17 protein-coding genes are annotated in these 15573 nt (G+C 67.2%); 7 read left to right on the top strand and 10 right to left on the bottom strand.

The features are described 5' to 3' along the window. Positions 1-69: 69 nt before the first annotated feature. The 6 genes from pcaC to pobA all read right to left on the bottom strand — a co-directional run bounded on the left by pcaC (position 70) and on the right by pobA (position 5489). Positions 70-459 carry a 4-carboxymuconolactone decarboxylase gene (pcaC, locus tag HWX07_RS14035; protein WP_175876604.1) on the bottom strand — a complete coding sequence of 130 codons (390 nt, stop codon included), beginning with the start codon at positions 457-459 and terminating at the stop codon, positions 70-72. A 10-nt stretch (positions 460-469) separates the two neighbouring features. After that, complete coding sequence (gene pcaD, locus HWX07_RS14030; RefSeq protein WP_175876603.1) at positions 470-1255, bottom strand: 3-oxoadipate enol-lactonase; 786 nt, start codon at positions 1253-1255, stop codon at positions 470-472. A 16-nt stretch (positions 1256-1271) separates the two neighbouring features. Further along, complete coding sequence (locus HWX07_RS14025) at positions 1272-2630, bottom strand: 3-carboxy-cis,cis-muconate cycloisomerase (protein WP_175876602.1); 1359 nt, start codon at positions 2628-2630, stop codon at positions 1272-1274. Positions 2631-2718: 88 nt separating this feature from the next. Then, positions 2719-3375, bottom strand: coding sequence for a CoA transferase subunit B (locus HWX07_RS14020; RefSeq protein ID WP_006482308.1), 657 nt, complete (start codon positions 3373-3375; stop codon positions 2719-2721). Positions 3376-3395: 20 nt separating this feature from the next. Further along, complete coding sequence (locus HWX07_RS14015; protein WP_175876601.1) at positions 3396-4112, bottom strand: 3-oxoacid CoA-transferase subunit A; 717 nt, start codon at positions 4110-4112, stop codon at positions 3396-3398. Between the two features lie 144 nt (positions 4113-4256). Further along, positions 4257-5489: a 4-hydroxybenzoate 3-monooxygenase gene (gene pobA, locus HWX07_RS14010; protein ID WP_175876600.1), complete on the bottom strand. Its 1233-nt coding sequence runs from the start codon at positions 5487-5489 to the stop codon at positions 4257-4259. Between the two features lie 116 nt (positions 5490-5605). Here pobA and HWX07_RS14005 point away from each other — a divergent pair, with 116 nt between their 5' ends. The 3 genes from HWX07_RS14005 to HWX07_RS13995 all read left to right on the top strand — a co-directional run bounded on the left by HWX07_RS14005 (position 5606) and on the right by HWX07_RS13995 (position 8066). After that, positions 5606-6532 (top strand): LysR family transcriptional regulator, encoded by a 927-nt coding sequence (locus HWX07_RS14005; protein WP_006480134.1) that lies wholly within the window; start codon positions 5606-5608, stop codon positions 6530-6532. Between the two features lie 95 nt (positions 6533-6627). Beyond that, entirely contained in the window at positions 6628-7263 is a 636-nt protein-coding gene (gene folE / locus HWX07_RS14000) for a GTP cyclohydrolase I FolE (RefSeq protein WP_011548713.1), read from the top strand. Further along, positions 7263-8066, top strand: a complete 804-nt coding sequence (locus HWX07_RS13995; protein WP_012339036.1) for an SDR family oxidoreductase — start codon at positions 7263-7265, stop codon at positions 8064-8066. The genes folE and HWX07_RS13995 overlap by 1 nt, the downstream gene beginning before the upstream one ends. Positions 8067-8229: 163 nt before the next feature. Here the strand turns inward: HWX07_RS13995 and epsC are convergent, their stop codons facing one another. Both epsC and HWX07_RS13985 read right to left on the bottom strand, forming a co-directional pair. Beyond that, entirely contained in the window at positions 8230-9150 is a 921-nt protein-coding gene (epsC, locus tag HWX07_RS13990) for a serine O-acetyltransferase EpsC (protein ID WP_175876599.1), read from the bottom strand. A 137-nt stretch (positions 9151-9287) separates the two neighbouring features. Further along, the gene (locus HWX07_RS13985; protein WP_006480138.1) at positions 9288-9521 is read right to left on the bottom strand and encodes a hypothetical protein; all 234 of its coding nucleotides are present in this window, start codon (positions 9519-9521) and stop codon (positions 9288-9290) included. 278 nt (positions 9522-9799) lie between these two features. Between HWX07_RS13985 and HWX07_RS13980 the strand changes: the two genes are divergently transcribed. The 3 genes from HWX07_RS13980 (at position 9800) to fnr (ending at position 12053) form a co-directional block, all read left to right on the top strand. Next, complete coding sequence (locus HWX07_RS13980; protein WP_175876598.1) at positions 9800-10207, top strand: DUF3005 domain-containing protein; 408 nt, start codon at positions 9800-9802, stop codon at positions 10205-10207. Positions 10208-10735: 528 nt separating this feature from the next. Then, positions 10736-11203: a universal stress protein gene (locus tag HWX07_RS13975; RefSeq protein WP_175767105.1), complete on the top strand. Its 468-nt coding sequence runs from the start codon at positions 10736-10738 to the stop codon at positions 11201-11203. Positions 11204-11306: 103 nt separating this feature from the next. Then, entirely contained in the window at positions 11307-12053 is a 747-nt protein-coding gene (fnr, locus tag HWX07_RS13970) for a fumarate/nitrate reduction transcriptional regulator Fnr (RefSeq protein WP_027809557.1), read from the top strand. Between the two features lie 48 nt (positions 12054-12101). On the opposite strand, the gene HWX07_RS13965 is transcribed toward fnr, so the two are convergent. Continuing rightward, positions 12102-12995 (bottom strand): LysR family transcriptional regulator ArgP, encoded by an 894-nt coding sequence (locus HWX07_RS13965; protein WP_006480142.1) that lies wholly within the window; start codon positions 12993-12995, stop codon positions 12102-12104. A gap of 109 nt (positions 12996-13104) precedes the next feature. Between HWX07_RS13965 and HWX07_RS13960 the strand changes: the two genes are divergently transcribed. Next, the gene (locus HWX07_RS13960) at positions 13105-13725 is read left to right on the top strand and encodes a LysE/ArgO family amino acid transporter (RefSeq protein ID WP_011548718.1); all 621 of its coding nucleotides are present in this window, start codon (positions 13105-13107) and stop codon (positions 13723-13725) included. 80 nt (positions 13726-13805) lie between these two features. Here the strand turns inward: HWX07_RS13960 and HWX07_RS13955 are convergent, their stop codons facing one another. Further along, on the bottom strand, positions 13806-15539 hold the full coding sequence (locus tag HWX07_RS13955) for a DUF2235 domain-containing protein (protein ID WP_175876597.1): 1734 nt from the start codon (positions 15537-15539) through the stop codon (positions 13806-13808). Positions 15540-15573 lie beyond the last annotated feature (34 nt).

Genomic DNA, 15573 nt, shown 5'->3' with positions numbered 1-15573 from the left:
CCGACGCGCTAGTTGATCGTCACGGCTCGCCAGCATCAGCGGGCCGCGCGATCGGATCACTGCCGGCGCTTAACCAGCAGCATCATCCTGTTCCTTGAAGATCTTGTCCGCGAGATGGAATGCGGAATTCGCGGCCGGCACGCCGCAATAGATCGCAGTCTGCAGCAGTACTTCCTTGATCTCGTCGCGCGTCACGCCGTTGTTGCGCGCGGCGCGCAGGTGCAGCGCCAGTTCCTCGCCGCGGTTCAGCGCCACCATCATCGCGATGGTCAGCAGGCTGCGCGTGTGGCGCGGCAGCCCGTCGCGGGTCCAGATCTCGCCCCATGCATAGCGTGTGATCAGGTTCTGGAATTCGTCGGTCACCTCGGTGCGGTTCGCGATCGAACGGTCGACGTGCGCGTCGCCGAGCACCGCGCGACGCACCTTCATCCCTGCTTCATAACGTTCCTGGTCGTCCATCGCCGGTGCCTCACGCGGTCAGGAAATCGAGCAGCGCGCGGTTGAACCCGGCGGTGCATTCGATGTTCGAAATGTGCGCGGCGTCGAATTCGACGTGCAGCGCACCGGGAATCGCGGCGGCGAGCGCGCGGCCCTGGTCGGGCGGCGTCGACATGTCCTTCGCGCCGGTCACGACGAGCACCGGCAGCGCGATGCCCTTCACTTCGTCGCGCAGGTCGGCCGCGTTCAGCGCGTCGCAGTTCGCCGCATAGCCATCCTTGTCGGTATGCACGAAGGTGTCGCGGATCGCGTCGAACAGACGCGGCTCGCGTTCGACGAATGCGTCGGTGAACCAGCGCGGCAGCACGGCGTCGGCGAGCGCGGCCATCCCTTCGGCGCGCGCCTTCTGCGCACGCGGCGCCCACACTTCCGGCGAGCCGATCTTCGCGGCGGTATTCGACAGCACCGCGCGCACGATACGCGACGGGTAGCGCGCGGCGAGCGCGGCGCCCGTCAACCCGCCCATCGAGATGCCGCAGAAATGCGCGCAGTCGATGCCGACGTGGTCGAGCAAACCGATCACGTCGCCCGCCAGTTGCTCGATCGTGTATGAACCGGCCGGCGCGTCGGAATGGCCGTGGCCACGCGTGTCGTAGCGCAGGATGTTGAAGTGCTGCGTGAGCGGGCGGATCTGCGGCGCCCACATCTGCAGGTCGGCGCCGAGCGAATTCGAGAAGACGAGCCACGGCGCGTCGTCGCGTGCGGCACGGTCGATCCGGTAATGCAGTTTCACGCCGTTGACAGTGGCGAAAGGCATCTCAAGGTTCTCCTGGTTATTTCGCACCCGCGTGCAGCGCGAGCACGGCGTCGACATAGGCCTGCGCCTCGCCGACGTAATGTGCGGGATCGAGCAGCCGCGCCAGCGCGTCGCGCGACAGATGCGCCGACACGGTCGCATCGGCCGCGAGCACGTCGAACAGCGTCGCGCCGGTACGCACGGCTTCCTTCGACGCATGCTCGACGACGTGATGCGCATCGAGCCGACCGATGCGATCGCCGAGCGCGAGCATCACCGCTTCGCCGAGGATCAGCCCGTGCGTGAGGTCGAGGTTCGCGGCGAGGCGGTCGGTGTTCACGTCGAGGCCGGCGACGATCTGTGCGATCTGCGCGAGCGCGCCGCCGGTCAGGCGCGCGAGGTCGGGCAACGCATCCCACTCGGCCTGCCAGCCGCCGAGTGCGCGCTCATGCTCCTGCACCATCCCCGCGAACACGGTCGCGACGAGGTTCGGCGCACGCACGGCGGCCGTCAGCACGGCCGCGCAGCCGACCGGGTTGCGCTTGTGCGGCATCGTCGACGAACCGCCCTTGCCGGCAGCCGCCGGTTCGCCGAGCTCACCGACTTCGGTCTGCATCTGCAGCGACACGTCACGCGCGATCTTGCCGAGCGTGCCGGTCAGCATCCCGAAGCACGATGCGGCTTCCGCGATGCGGTCGCGCTGCGTATGCCACGGTACGGCCGGCAACGCGAGCTTCAGGTCGGCCGCGAGCGCGGCGCTTACGCCGGCTGCGTGTTCGCGCAGGCTCGCGAGCGTGCCGGCCGCGCCGCCGAACTGCAGCACGAGCGCGCGCTCGCGCAGCTCGGCAAAACGCGCGCGATGGCGCAGCAGCGCATCGAGCCACTGGGCGAATTTGAGTCCGAGCGTGATCGGCAGCGCCTGCTGCAGCCACGTGCGGCCGATCATCGGCGTCGCGCGATGGGTGCGCGCGAGCGCAGCGAGCGACGTGCAGGCTTCGTCGAGCAGCGGCTCGAGCACGTCAAGCGTGTCGCGCAACTGCAGCACGGTCGCGGTATCGATGATGTCCTGGCTCGTCGCGCCCCAGTGCACGAACTTCGCGGCCTCGGGGTCGTCGGCCTTCACTTGCGCGGTGAGTTGCTTGACGAGCGGAATCGCGAGATTGCCGCCGAGCGCCGCACCGTGCGCGAGGGCCTCGGCGTCGAGCCGGCCGGCGTCGCACGCACGTTCGATCGGCGCGACCGCGGCGGCGGGAATCACCTGCTGCGCGGCGAGCGCGCGCGCGAGCGCGGCCTCGACGTCGAGCATCCGCTGGATCGTCGCGCGGGGCGACCAGATCCGGTTGAGCGGCTCGGTGCCGCAAATCAGGGAGGTCAGGCGGGCGCTGTCTTCAAGCATGGCGTCAGAATGGGGATACGGCGTGCGCCTATTGTCTACCCAAGCGTGCCGGCGTGCGCTCGAATGCGCGCACCGGCACGCTTGCCGTTCAGGCGGCGGCCTTCTGCGTCGCGTCGATCAGCGGCACGCCGGTCAGCTTCTGCAGCTCGTCGAACGACAGGTCGGTGAAGATCTCGCTTACCGCGAGGCCGTCGGCCGTCACGTCGAGCACCGCGAGATCCGTATAGATGCGGCTCACGCATTGCACGCCGGTGACCGGATACGAGCACTGCGCGACGATCTTGCTTTCACCCTGCTTCGTCAGGTGCTCCATCATCACGAACACCTGCTTCGCGCCGATCGCGAGATCCATCGCGCCGCCGACGGCCGGAATCGCATCGGGCGCGCCCGTATGCCAGTTCGCGAGATCGCCGTTCGCCGATACCTGGAACGCACCGAGCACGCAGTAGTCGAGGTGGCCGCCGCGCATCATCGCGAACGAATCCGAGTGGTGGAAATACGCGCCGCCGGTGAGCAGCGTCACGTGTTGCTTGCCGGCGTTGATCAGTTCGTCGTCTTCCTCGCCGGGCGCGGGCGCCGGGCCCATGCCGAGCAGGCCGTTCTCGCTGTGCAGGAAGATCTCCTTGCTCGGGTCGAGGTGGTTGGCCACCAGCGTCGGCACGCCGATGCCGAGGTTCACGTACGCGCCTTCGGGGATGTCCTGGGCGACGCGCTTGGCCATTTCATCGCGGGTCAGTCGTTTCATGTCGTTTTTCCTCCAGGCGGTCAGGCGGCTTGCGATGCAGCGTGTTCGGCGGCCAGCTCGGCCGCGTGGGCGGCCTGCGGCACCTCGACGACGCGCTGCACGAAAATGCCCGGCGTCACGATGTGTTCCGGGTTCAGCCCGCCGAGCGGCACGACTTCCGACACCTGGACGATCGCGACCTTCGCCGCGCTGGCCATGATCGGCCCGAAATTGCGCGCGGTCTTGCGATACACGAGATTGCCCCAGCGATCGCCCTTGTACGCCTTCACGAGCGCGAAATCGGCGTGGATCGGCGTCTCGAACACATACGGCTTGCCGTCGATCACGCGCGTTTCCTTGCCTTCCGCGAGCTTGGTGCCGTAGCCGGTCGGCGTGAAGAAGCCGCCGATGCCGGCGCCCGCCGCGCGGATGCGCTCCGCGAGGTTGCCCTGCGGCACGAGCTCCAGCTCGATCTCGCCCGCGCGGTACAGCGCGTCGAATACCTGCGAGTCGCTCTGGCGCGGGAACGAACAGATGATCTTGCGCACCTTCTTCGCCTTCAGGAGTGCCGCGAGACCCGTCTCGCCGTTGCCCGCGTTGTTGTTGACGATCGTCAGGTCGCGCGCGCCCTGTTCGATCAGCGCGTCGATCAGCTCGGACGGCATGCCGGCCGTGCCGAAGCCGCCGATCATGATTGTCGCGCCATCGTGGACGTCGGCAACCGCCGACTGAAGCGATTCGAAAATCTTGTTGACCATGTCTCTTCCTGATGCGAACCCGCGGCTCGTGCGCGGCCTGTCGAGGGGACACGCGCGTGCCGCGTGCCGCGCCGGAGGCCTTCGTCGACCCTCGGCTTTTGTTCGCTATTCGAACCTAGATTCGATTAGCGAACGATGGGCCGATCATAGAGTCGCGCACAGCGCGTTGTCAAGGCGGGTTCCCTCGGGGGGCGTCGCGTCGTCGAACGGCAAACCGACGTAGTTTTCGGCGAGCGACTGCGCAGCGGCCCGCGAGCGCGTCACGTATTTCAATTCGGCAAACTTCAGGCGATTGACGAACGGCGAATCGTCCGGCGACGCGTGCAGCATGTTCGTCATGAAGTACGAGAAGTGCTCGGCGCGCCACACGCGTTCGAGGCAGGTCGCCGAATAGCGCTCGAGCGGCGTCGCGTCGCCCGTCCGGTAGCGCGCGCCGAGCGCGCGGGACAGCGCGCGGACGTCGGCCACCGCGAGGTTCATCCCCTTCGCGCCGGTCGGCGGCACGATGTGCGCGGCGTCGCCGGCGAGGAACAGGCGACCGTGCTGCATCGTCTCCGACACGAAGCTGCGCATCGGCGTCACGCTCTTCTGCGTGATCCGGCCCTCGGTCGGCGTCCAGCCGGTGTCGTTCGAGAAGCGCGTGTGCAGTTCGTCCCAGATCCGCGCGTCGGACCATTCGGCGAGGTCTTCATCCGGCTTGCATTGCAGGTACAGGCGCGTGACCGTCGGCGAGCGCATCGAGAACAGCGCGAAGCCGTTGTCGTGATGCGCGTACACAAGTTCGTCGAGCGATGGCGCCGCGTCGGCGAGGATGCCGAGCCACGCGAACGGGTAGACGCGCTCGAACGTGTTCAGCCGCTCGGCGGGAATCGTCTGGCGCGCGATGCCATGGAAGCCGTCGCAACCGGCGATGTAATCGCAATCGATGCGGTCCGCGCGGCCATCCGCGTGCTTGAACGTGACGAACGGGTGCTCGCTTTCGACGTCGTGCAGCGCGACGTCGCTGACTTCGAAGTGCATCTGATGACCGTGTTCGACGCCGGCCGCGATCAGGTCGCGCACGACTTCATGCTGGCTGTAGACGGTGATCGCGCGTCCGCCGGTCAGTTCGGACAGGTCGATACGGTGGCGCTGGCCGTCGAACAGCAGCTCGATGCCGTGATGTTCGAGCCCTTCGCGGCGCATCCGGTCGCCGAGGCCGGCTTCGTTCAGCGTGTCGACCGTGCCCTGCTCGAGCACGCCGGCGCGGATGCGGTTCTCGCAGTATTCGCGGGAACGCGCTTCGACGAGGATGGAATCGACGCCTTGCAGGCGCAGCAGGTGGGAAAGCAGAAGGCCGGACGGACCGGCGCCGATGATCGCGACTTGGGTGCGCATTGTTCGTCTCCAGAACATTGGTTCGAGTAATGGAACACATTTGAGCGCTTTCCCGACTATGCGGCAACGCGATTCAGGAGATATGTTGTATACGTTCTGGAGATACCGGCCCGGCCATGGATGCGCTCGATCTGAACCTGATTCCCTACCTCGTCGCCCTCGACGACACGCGCAACGTGAGCCGCGCGGGCGACCTGCTCGGCGTGAGCCAGCCGCGCGTGAGCACGGCGCTCGGCCGGCTGCGCGAATACTTCGGTGATCCGCTGTTCGTGCGCACGTCGCGCGGCATGGAGCCGACGCCGCGCGCGCTCGCGCTACTGCCCGCCGCCCGCGACGCGCTCGCGCAGATCGAGCGCGGCCTCGTCGCGCCGCACGACTTCGATCCGGCCGCGAGCACGCATACGTTCTCGATCGCGCTGTCGGACGTCGGCGAGATCGTGTTCCTGCCGAAGTTGCTGCAGGCGTTCGCGACGCTTGCGCCGCACGCGAACCTGCGTTCGGTCTCGCTCGCGCACGACGAAGTCGGCCGCGGCCTCGAAGCCGGGTCGATCGATCTCGCGGTCGGCTACTTCCCCGATCTCGACGGCAACAACTTCTTCCAGCAGCGGCTGTTCACGCACCGGTTCGTCTGCCTGATGCGGCGCGGCCATCCGTTCGAGCAGACGCCGCCGTTCACGGTCGAGCAGTTCCTCGCGTGCGGACATGCGGTGGTGCGCGCCGAAGGCCGCAGCCAGGAGGTGCTCGAGAAATATCTGGCGAAGCAGCGCATGCAGCGCCGCGCGGTGCTCGAGACGCCGCACTTCATGAGCCTGCCGTTCATCCTGAGCCGCACCGACCTGATCGCGACGGTGCCGCACGCGATCGGCTATGCGTATGCAGCCGAGCACGCGTTCATCGTGCCCGTCGAGCCGCCGCTGGCGTTGCCGCGCTTCGACCTGAAACAGCACTGGCATCGCAAGTACCACAACGACCCGCGCACCGCGTGGCTGCGCGGCGTGGTCGCGTCGCTGTTCAACGACGAGCAGGACGAATGGCCGAAGTGAAGAAGGGGCGCGGCGGCCCGCACGCACGAGCGGCGAAAGCATGAAACAATGGCCGGATATCGGCCGCCGCAGGCGGCCTTCGATGGAGCCACTACATGGGTAAGGGAAAGAAAACCACACAGCCCCAGCCGGTCGCCTCGCGGCCGAGCCGTGAAGAAGCAGAAGACGCCGTCCGCGTGCTGTTGCGCTGGGCCGGCGACGATCCCGCGCGCGAAGGTCTGCTCGACACGCCCGCGCGCGTGGTGCGCGCGTACGAGCAGTTCTTCGCCGGCTATGCGCTGGAGCCGCGCGACATCCTCGCGCGCACGTTCAGCGAAGTCGACGGCTACGACGAAATGATCGTGCTGAAGGACATCCGCTTCGAGAGCTACTGCGAGCACCACATGGTGCCGATCATCGGCCGCGCGCACGTCGCGTATCTGCCGAACCATCGCGTCGTCGGCATCTCGAAGCTCGCGCGCCTCGTCGACGCGTTCGCGAAGCGCCTGCAGATCCAGGAAAAGATGACCGTGCAGATCGCCGACACGCTGTTCGACGTGCTGCAGCCGAAGGGCGTCGGTGTGATCCTCGAAGCCGCGCACCAGTGCATCTCGACGCGCGGCGTGCACAAGCCGGGCGTCGAGATGGTCACGTCGCGCATGCTCGGCACGTTCCGCACCGATCCGTCGACGCGTCGCGAATTCCTGTCGATCGTCGCGAATCCTTCCTCGGTCAATCTGACGAATACCTGATGGAGCAGACGAAGCAAACGGCGCACGCGCCCGTCGTGCTCGTGACCGGCGCCGCGCGCCGGGCCGGGCGCGCGTTCGCCGAGTATTTCGCCGCGCACGGCTATCGCACCGCGGTGCACTACGACCGTTCGGCCGATGCCGCGCAGGCCGCCGCACGCGCAATTGCCGAACGCGGGCACGATTCGGTGGCACTGCAGGCCGACCTGTCCGATGCCGCGCAGATCACCGCGCTGATCGATGCAGTCTATGCGCGCTTCGGCCGCCTCGACGTGCTGGTCAACAACGCGTCGGTGTTCTGGCAGGACCATTTCCCGAGCTTCGATCTCGCCGCGTTCGACCAGGCGTGGGCCGTCAATTGCCGCGCGCCGATCCTGCTTACGCGCGCGTTCTACGAGCGGGCCCGCGCGGCTGGCACGCAGGGCGTCGTCGTGAACGTGGTCGACCAGAAGATCAAGGAAAACTTCCACCGCGACCATTTCAGCTACACGGTCGCGAAGGCCGCGCTCGGCAACCTGACGCAGATGCTCGCGCTGTCATCCGCGCCGGTGCTGCGCGTGAATGCGGTGTTCCCGGGGCTGATGCTGCCGAGCGACGACCAGACGCAGGCCGACTTCGAACACGCGAGCCGTGCATCGACGCCGCTCGCGCGCATCGCGGGCCCCGACGACGTCGCGAGCGCTATCCTGCTGCTGACGGGCAATGCGTACAACGGCGTGGATTTCGTCGTCGACGCGGGCCAGAACCTGATCCGCGTCGACCAGGACGTGCTGTACAAGCACCGCTCGCCGGACGGCAAGCACTGAGGCTTCGATGAATGCAGGCGGCTGCACGCCGCCTTCGTGCGCCGGGCTGAGCCGGCTTCGCACCGCTCACGCCCACGCGCGCCAGAAGGCGGCCCGGCCGCCGATCCATTGCGCGTCATCCGCCGCGTTGCGCGGAACGACGCCCGCGCATTCGCCGGCCGCGTTACGGCTTCTCGGCGCTCCCGCCTTCGCGGACCTTGCCCTGCGCGACGCTCGTGCCGGGCGGCACGGTGTGCGTGAGCCACACGTTGCCGCCGATCACCGAGCCGCGCCCGATCGTCACACGGCCGAGAATCGTCGCGCCCGCATAGATCACCACGTCGTCCTCGACGATCGGGTGCCGTGCATTACCCTTCACCAGCGCGCCTTCGCCGTCCGCCGGGAAACTCTTCGCGCCGAGCGTGACGGCCTGGTACACGCGCACGCGCTCGCCGATGATCGCGGTTTCGCCGATCACGACACCGGTGCCGTGATCGATGAAGAAGCTCGGGCCGATCTGCGCACCGGGGTGGATGTCGATGCCGGTGGCCGAGTGCGCGATTTCATTGATGAACCGCGCGAGCAGCGGCACGCCAAGCCGGTGCAGCGCGTGTGCGAGCCGATGGTGCATCATCGCGAACACACCGGGGTAGCACAGCAGGATCTCGGTGATGTGCTGCGCGGCCGGATCGCCCGCGTACGCGGCCTGGATGTCGCTGACGAGCAGCGCGCGGATCGCCGGCAACTGGCGGCCGAATTCGCGTGCGATCTCGAACGCGCGTTCGTCGAGCTCGGCGAACGGCGTATCGACATGCTCGGGCAGGAACGGCAGCGCACGGCGGATCTGCTCGGACAGGATGCGCAGCGTGCTTTCGAGCGTGTGGCCGACGTAGAAGTCGACGCTTTCGTCGGTCAGGTCGGGCGCGCCGTAGTGCGTCGGAAACATCGACGCGCGCAGGCCGGTCACAATCTTGCAGATCGCATCGCGCGACGGCAGTTCGCGGATGCCGCGCGGATGGCGCGTGCGATGAAGTTCCTCGCGCGACTCGCGCAAGCCGGCGACGATTTCTTCGAGGCCCCACTGACGGGCGGGTGATGTCGACATAAGCCAATGCGGGCAGCCGCGCGCGGTTGCGCGGCCGCTAATAAAGTGACGGGTTCCGCAAGATTACCGCGTTTTTTGTCCGGGAGCGGCACCCCGGGGATCGGCCGGACGGCCAGCGCCGTTCGACTGCGACGGCGTCACATCGAGATGCTGCTCGCGTCGATCCAGCGCACGGCCCAGTCGCGCGCGTGCGCGATCGCGTCGCCTTCGTCGTTGAACTGGAGCTCGATCGGAAAAAACCGGTTAGCCACGAGCTCCCCGTCGCTCGATCGGGAGATCACGACGTAGGGCTTGAATGAACCGTCGCTGGCGCGTGCGGGCGCGCAATTCAACAGATAACCGCGGTGCGTGAAGGCAGTAGTCGCTTGCATGAATCCGCCACCTCTAGTCCCTTGCTTTGTTGTTCGCTACCCGTCTTTAAGGGTGCTGCGGCGCCCCGGCGCGGGCAGAGGCGGCGAGACTTCATCCCCTGTCGCCGCTTCGCAGGAAAAGAATCATACTCTGTAGAAAACGTGTCTTCTAGCTGAAATAAATCATGACAAATCAGTGCGCGTCGCGCGACCGCGGCGATCGCCCGCGCGCCTTTTCCCGTCGTGCCCGGAACGGGATTTGCTTCGATCCGGAGCGTGTCGCCGCCAGGAGAGCCGCGATGGAATCCTCCGCTCAAACAGGTCGTGCGCGCCCGCGCAGCATCGAACTCGACAACGACGACACGCACGACAGCACGGTCGATACCGACGGCAAGCACCGCGAAGCGTCGCGGCTCGCCGGCGTCGGGCCGATCTCGCCCGACGAGATCACGCGCAGCAATGCGTCGCTCGTCAATGCGATGCCGGAAGCCGGCGACGGCTTCGCCGGGTTCGACAGCCGCCCCGACGGCAACCATCCCGCGTTCGCGTTGCGCGCCGGCTATATGGTGATCGAGAAAGGCTTCGACACGCCGCCCGCGGGCGACGCGCCGTTCGGCCCCGTTCACCGGATGTACGGCAGCGCGTACTGGCCCGGCCACGGCCGCCGGCCGGAGCGCGTCATCGAGTTGACGGTCGTGCCGAGATAGCTGGCGCCGCGTTTGAATCGGTCGTTCGTTTGAGAGGCGCTATCGGTCGATCACGATGATCGATGGCGATGAACCGGCGCGTGCGATCGAACTGCACGCCGATACCCGCTCGCACGTTGTCGCAACGAACGATTCCGCGCACTGGCATCGGCTTCGCAGTCATGCATGCAGCGCATCGCGTCGACGCACCGGCATTGACCGAAGTCATGGCGCCACGGCGCGATTGCGATTGAATGACGGTGCGTGCGGCGCATCGGCATGGTTGCAGCCGGGCCGGGTGGATGCGTGCGCATACGTTTACGTCAGCAATGCGGCTCGACGCTTGCCGCCTCACGCGACACGCGTCGCGCGGCGCAGCATGCGTCGCGCGCATGGCCATGCGCGACAGCGACAGGAACCACGCGGCCGCGCGGCACGGCGGGCACCTCGCTGCACGATCGCGCCCGTTGGTTTACTCTGCCTCGCAGCACTGCCCGGCCCGCTCGGCCATCCGGCCGACTTCGTTTCAACCCGCCACTCGGAGACACTATGTACAAGCGTATTCTGGTTGCCGTCGACGGCAGCGACACGTCCCGCCATGCATTCGATGCCGCGCTGGCGCTCGCGAAAGCGCACGGCGCGGAGCTGCAGCCGTTCTACGTCGTCGAGAACGCCGCGATCTACTACAACGTGCCCGGCTACGATCCGTCCGTGCTGCGCGATCAGCTCTTCGCGCAGGGCAACGCGCTCGCGCAGGATTTCGCGAAGCTGATGCAGGCCGCCGGCGTGAAGGGCGAAACGCAGCTGAACGAAGCGACGTCGCTCAACGACGTGTCGTCGCTGATCCTCGACGGCGCGAAAGCGTTCGGCGCCGATCTGCTCGTGCTCGGCACGCACGGCCGCCGCGGCTTCCGCCGCCTCGTGCTGGGCAGCATCGCCGAACAATGCGTGCGCCACGCGACGCTGCCCGTGCTGCTGATTCCGGCCGCCGCCAACGCGGACGAACCGGCTGCCTGAGCGGCGCTCGGCACGTGCGCCCGGTCGCGACGTTTTGTCACCCGACAGCGGCAACTTGCGGTGGGACAATGATTTCGTCGATTCAACGCCGGAGTAAACGATCATGCTGACGCCCGTCGCCACCCGCCCCGCCGCCACGCCCCATGCCGGTAGCTGGGCTCCCCGTCAGGCCCCGCACTGCTCGTCGTGCGCGATGCGGCACCTGTGCATGCCGCAGGGCCTGGCGCCCGAAGCGCTCAGTCGCCTCGAGTCGGTCATCTGCGCGGCACGCCCGGTCAAGCGCGGCGAAGCGCTGTTCCGCGAAGGCGACGCATTCGACAACCTGTACGCGGTGCGCTCGGGTTCGCTGAAGACCGTCGCGACGCGCCACGACGGCCGCGAACAGGTCACGGGCCTGCACCTCGCGGGCGAAGCGCTCGGCCTCGACGGCATCTGCGACGATACGCACCCGCGCACCGCGGTCGCGCTGGAAGACAGCTCCGTCTGCGTGATCCCGTACAGCGCGCTCAAGGCGCTGTGCTCGGAAGCCGGCTCGATGCAGTTGCGCATGCACAAGCTGATGAGCGAGCAGATCGTGCGTGAAACGTCGCAAACGATGTTGCTCGGTTCGCTGAATGCGGAGGAGCGCGTCGCCGCTTTCCTGCTGGACGTCTCGTCGCGCTACCTGAAACGCGGCTACTCGCCGTCCGAATTCAACCTGCGGATGACGCGCGAGGACATCGGCAGCTATCTCGGCATGACGCTCGAAACGGTCAGCCGCACGCTGTCGAAATTCCAGAAGCGCGGCCTGATCGAAATGCAGGGTCGCCACGTGCAGATCGTCGACTTCGACGGCCTGCAACACCTCTGACATCGCACGGCGCGCACCGCGTGCGCGCCGCCCGCATGACGTCGCCGGTCAATCGAGAAACAGCGCGGCACGCGCCTTCAGCGCCGCGCTGAAATCGTCGAGCCAGCCGATCGACAGACGCCAGCTCTGCCAGTACAGATCGATGTCGATGGTTCGGCCGCGCGACATGTCGATCAGCTCACCCGCCGCCAGTTGGCGGTCGACCATCCGGTCAGGGCACATCCCCCATCCCAATCCCGTTTCGCACGCGCGCAGGTAGCCCGCGACGTGCGGTATCCAGTGCTGCGGCGGATCGAGATCCGCGCGCGTCACGCGTCGGATGAAACGCGCCTGCAACCCGTCCTTCGGATTGAACATCACGCACGGCGCGCGGCGCAGCGCATCGCGCGTGATTCCCGCGTCGAAATAACGCGCGTAAAACGCCGGCGAGCACACCGCGCGATAGCGGATTCGCCCGAGCCGCTCCGACCGGCATCCCTGGATCGGCTCGGCCTGCGCGGTGACCGCGCCCTGCACGCTGCCGTCGCGAATGCGCGAGGCCGTGTAATCCTGATCGTCGATCACGAGGTCGAGCAGCGTCTCGCGCTCGGTGCAGAACGGCCCGACCGCGTCGATGAACCACGTCGCGACGCTGTCGTCGTTGACGGCCACGCGCAGCGTCGGCCACGCGCTCGCGATCTGGCCGGGCAACGCGGGCATCCGGCCGCCCAGTTCGGCCTCCAGCAGCTGCACGCGTTCGGTATGCCGGCACAGCAGCGCGCCCGACGTGGTCGCGACGCACGGCTGCCCGCGCTTGACGAGCACGCTGCCGACCCGCTCCTCCAGCAGCTTCACGCGCTGCGACACCGCCGACGGCGTGACGTTCAGCTCCTTGGCCGCCCGCTCGAACGAGCCGTGCCGGATCACGGCCGCGAGGGCATCGAGCAACGCGTAGTCGAGCATTAGATTTCCTTAATCCGCATTAGGTGATTTAGCTTCTCTTATTCCCGCCCCGATCGCAGACTAGCGCTACCCGATTCATCCGTCTACTGCTTCCACGGCTGTCCCCATCATGAACTGGCTCGCTTTTTCCCACGGCGCCGCACTGTGCGCGTCGCTCATCGTCACCATCGGCGCACAGAACGCATTCGTGCTGCGCCAGGGCATCATGCGCTCGCACGTCGGCAAGATCGTGCTGCTGTGCGCGGTATCCGACATGATCCTGATCGGCGCGGGCGTCGGCGGCGCATCGGTGCTGGTCGAGCGCTATCCGACCTTCGTCCATGCGGTGCTGTACGTCGGCCTCGCGTATCTCGCGTGGTTCGGCATCAACGCGCTGCGCCGTGCGTTCAAGCCGGGCCACGACACGCTCGACGTGCGCGGCGACGCGGTCGCCCCGCCGCCGCAAGGCGCGCTCGCGATCGTGCTGATGACGCTCGCATTCACGTGGCTCAACCCGCACGTCTACCTCGACACGTTCCTGCTGATCGGCACGGCCGGCGCGCGCGAGCCGGAAGGCGCGCGGCTCGCGTTCGCGATCGGCGCGATGACGGTCAGCGTCGTGTGGTTCCTCGGGCTCGGCTATGGCGCGCGATTGCTGGCGCCGTGGTTCCGCAAGGCGGTCGCGTGGCGCGTGCTGGACGGCGCGATCGGCAGCATGGTGCTGTTTCTCGCGGCCGTGCAGTTGCGGTAGGGAGGGGTGTGTCGCGGCAGATCCTGTCTGCCGCGACGTCGGGCAGCCGGCCGCGGTCGCGACCGGTATCGCGTTCGGCGTCAGGCCGTCGAGGTCGCGTCGGGCAGCGCGCCGCCGATCGCCGCGGGCTGGTTGCTGGCCAGCTGCGGTTCGTTGGCTGCCGTCGGGTCCTGCTGCCTGGCCGGATCGACCTTGGCGAGTTGCGTGGCGGCCTGCTCGGCCTTGTCGCCCTCGTAGCGCCAGTACAGGAACTTCTTGCCGCGCTTGCCCATGAAGTACTGGCGGTTGACCGACCAGCGGCTCGATTCGGCGAATCCGACGTGACCGTCTTCCATCTGCTTCTTGAAGCCCGCGATCGAGTCGTGCACGTAGTGATCGAAGAACCGGTCGAACGTCGCGCGCGCCGCCGGATCGATACCCCCCAGCCAGTTGCCGGTGACTCGCGTGGCCGCGTCGATCGCCTTGTACTGCTCCGAGATGGTGCGCGTCAGGACGCCCCCGTTGGCGCGACGGATGAGATCCGCATCCTCGTTCCATTCGCGGTCGGTAATCGCCATGTAGGAATTCACGCCGCCCGGCGGCTTCAGCCGGCCATCGTGCAGGCGCCGGCTGCGGCTGGCGCGCCACTGGTAGTAGCGGTTCATGTGCCAGATGATCTGCGACTCGAGCCGGCCGCTGTTCGACGCCACGCCCGCGCGCCGCTCGTTGCCCTGCCCCATGTACACGTTCCAGGCCGTCTCCAGCTCGGGGGAAATCGCGAACAGCCCGCCGGCCGATTCCATGATCTCCTTCGGCTCGCGAAACGGCACGCCGGCCTTCCACGCGTCGATATAGAGATTGTTCAACGCGACGTTGGCCAGCTCGTTGGTGCGCCCTTCCTGATAGTTGCGCTCGTAGCCGCCGCCCACGTCCGAGTGCATGCCGGGGTAATACACCTCGCGGCAGTTCGATGGAAGCTTCTGATCCTCGCGCACCGAGTCGCCGGGGAATTTCTCCCGGACCTCATGCGACGCGACATAGTGAACGCATTCCCGCACGTAGTCCGGAATGCGGATGTCGTTCGCCCATTCCGCATGGCCGCCCTTGTCGATGCTGTGGAGCATGCCGCCATAGACCGGCCCGAGGATCGCGCCGACGATGTAGGGCGCCGCCTTCTCCAGGCGGCTGCCGCCGAAGCCTGTCGACGCCACCGTATCGAGGATGCCCATGAAGTAGACGACCACTTCGGGACGCATCCCCTTCATGTTCTTCTTGTTCCACCAGAGCCGGCCGCCGATGTTCTCGGCCAGCTGCTCGGTCAGCATGCGGACGAACGCCCGCGCCTCCGTGGCGCCGCGCGAGAAGCCGAACGCGGCCACGTTGATCTGGCTCACGGCCGGCATGTGGTTCGCCACGTGTTTTTCGAGCTCGCGGAGCATCCAGCGGATGCGCGCCTCGCCCTTGCTCGCGGCCGCCATGCCGAGCGCACCGTCGATACCCTTGCCCGAATCGCCGACCTTGCTGCACGGTGTGCCGACGCCCTCGACGTACCGGCCCATCGTGCGCGGATTGGCCTTGTTGAACGGGACATGGGCAAACATCGCGAGCTTGGCGATGTTGCTGTACTTGGTCTTCGCGACGTCCGTCGAACCGTTGCCGTCCTCGCCGTAGTTGTTGCCCGTGCCGTCGAAGAAGGCCGTGAACCACACGGGCTTCGGACACTCCTTGCATTGCTCGACCCGCAGCGGATCGAGCGCCTCGCGATGCCCGTTGCGGATCGAGTCCTCGACCGGCGTGATATCGGTGATGCGTCGAATGAGGGGGGGATTGCTCATGGCGGTTACGCTCCTGTTCCGGTCACGCGTCCAG

The organism is Burkholderia sp. BCC0097 (genome assembly GCF_902832985.1).
Taxonomy (GTDB): domain Bacteria; phylum Pseudomonadota; class Gammaproteobacteria; order Burkholderiales; family Burkholderiaceae; genus Burkholderia; species Burkholderia orbicola.
The sequence above is the reverse complement of the archived record's forward strand: the minus strand, read 5'-3'. Positions and strand labels throughout refer to the sequence as shown.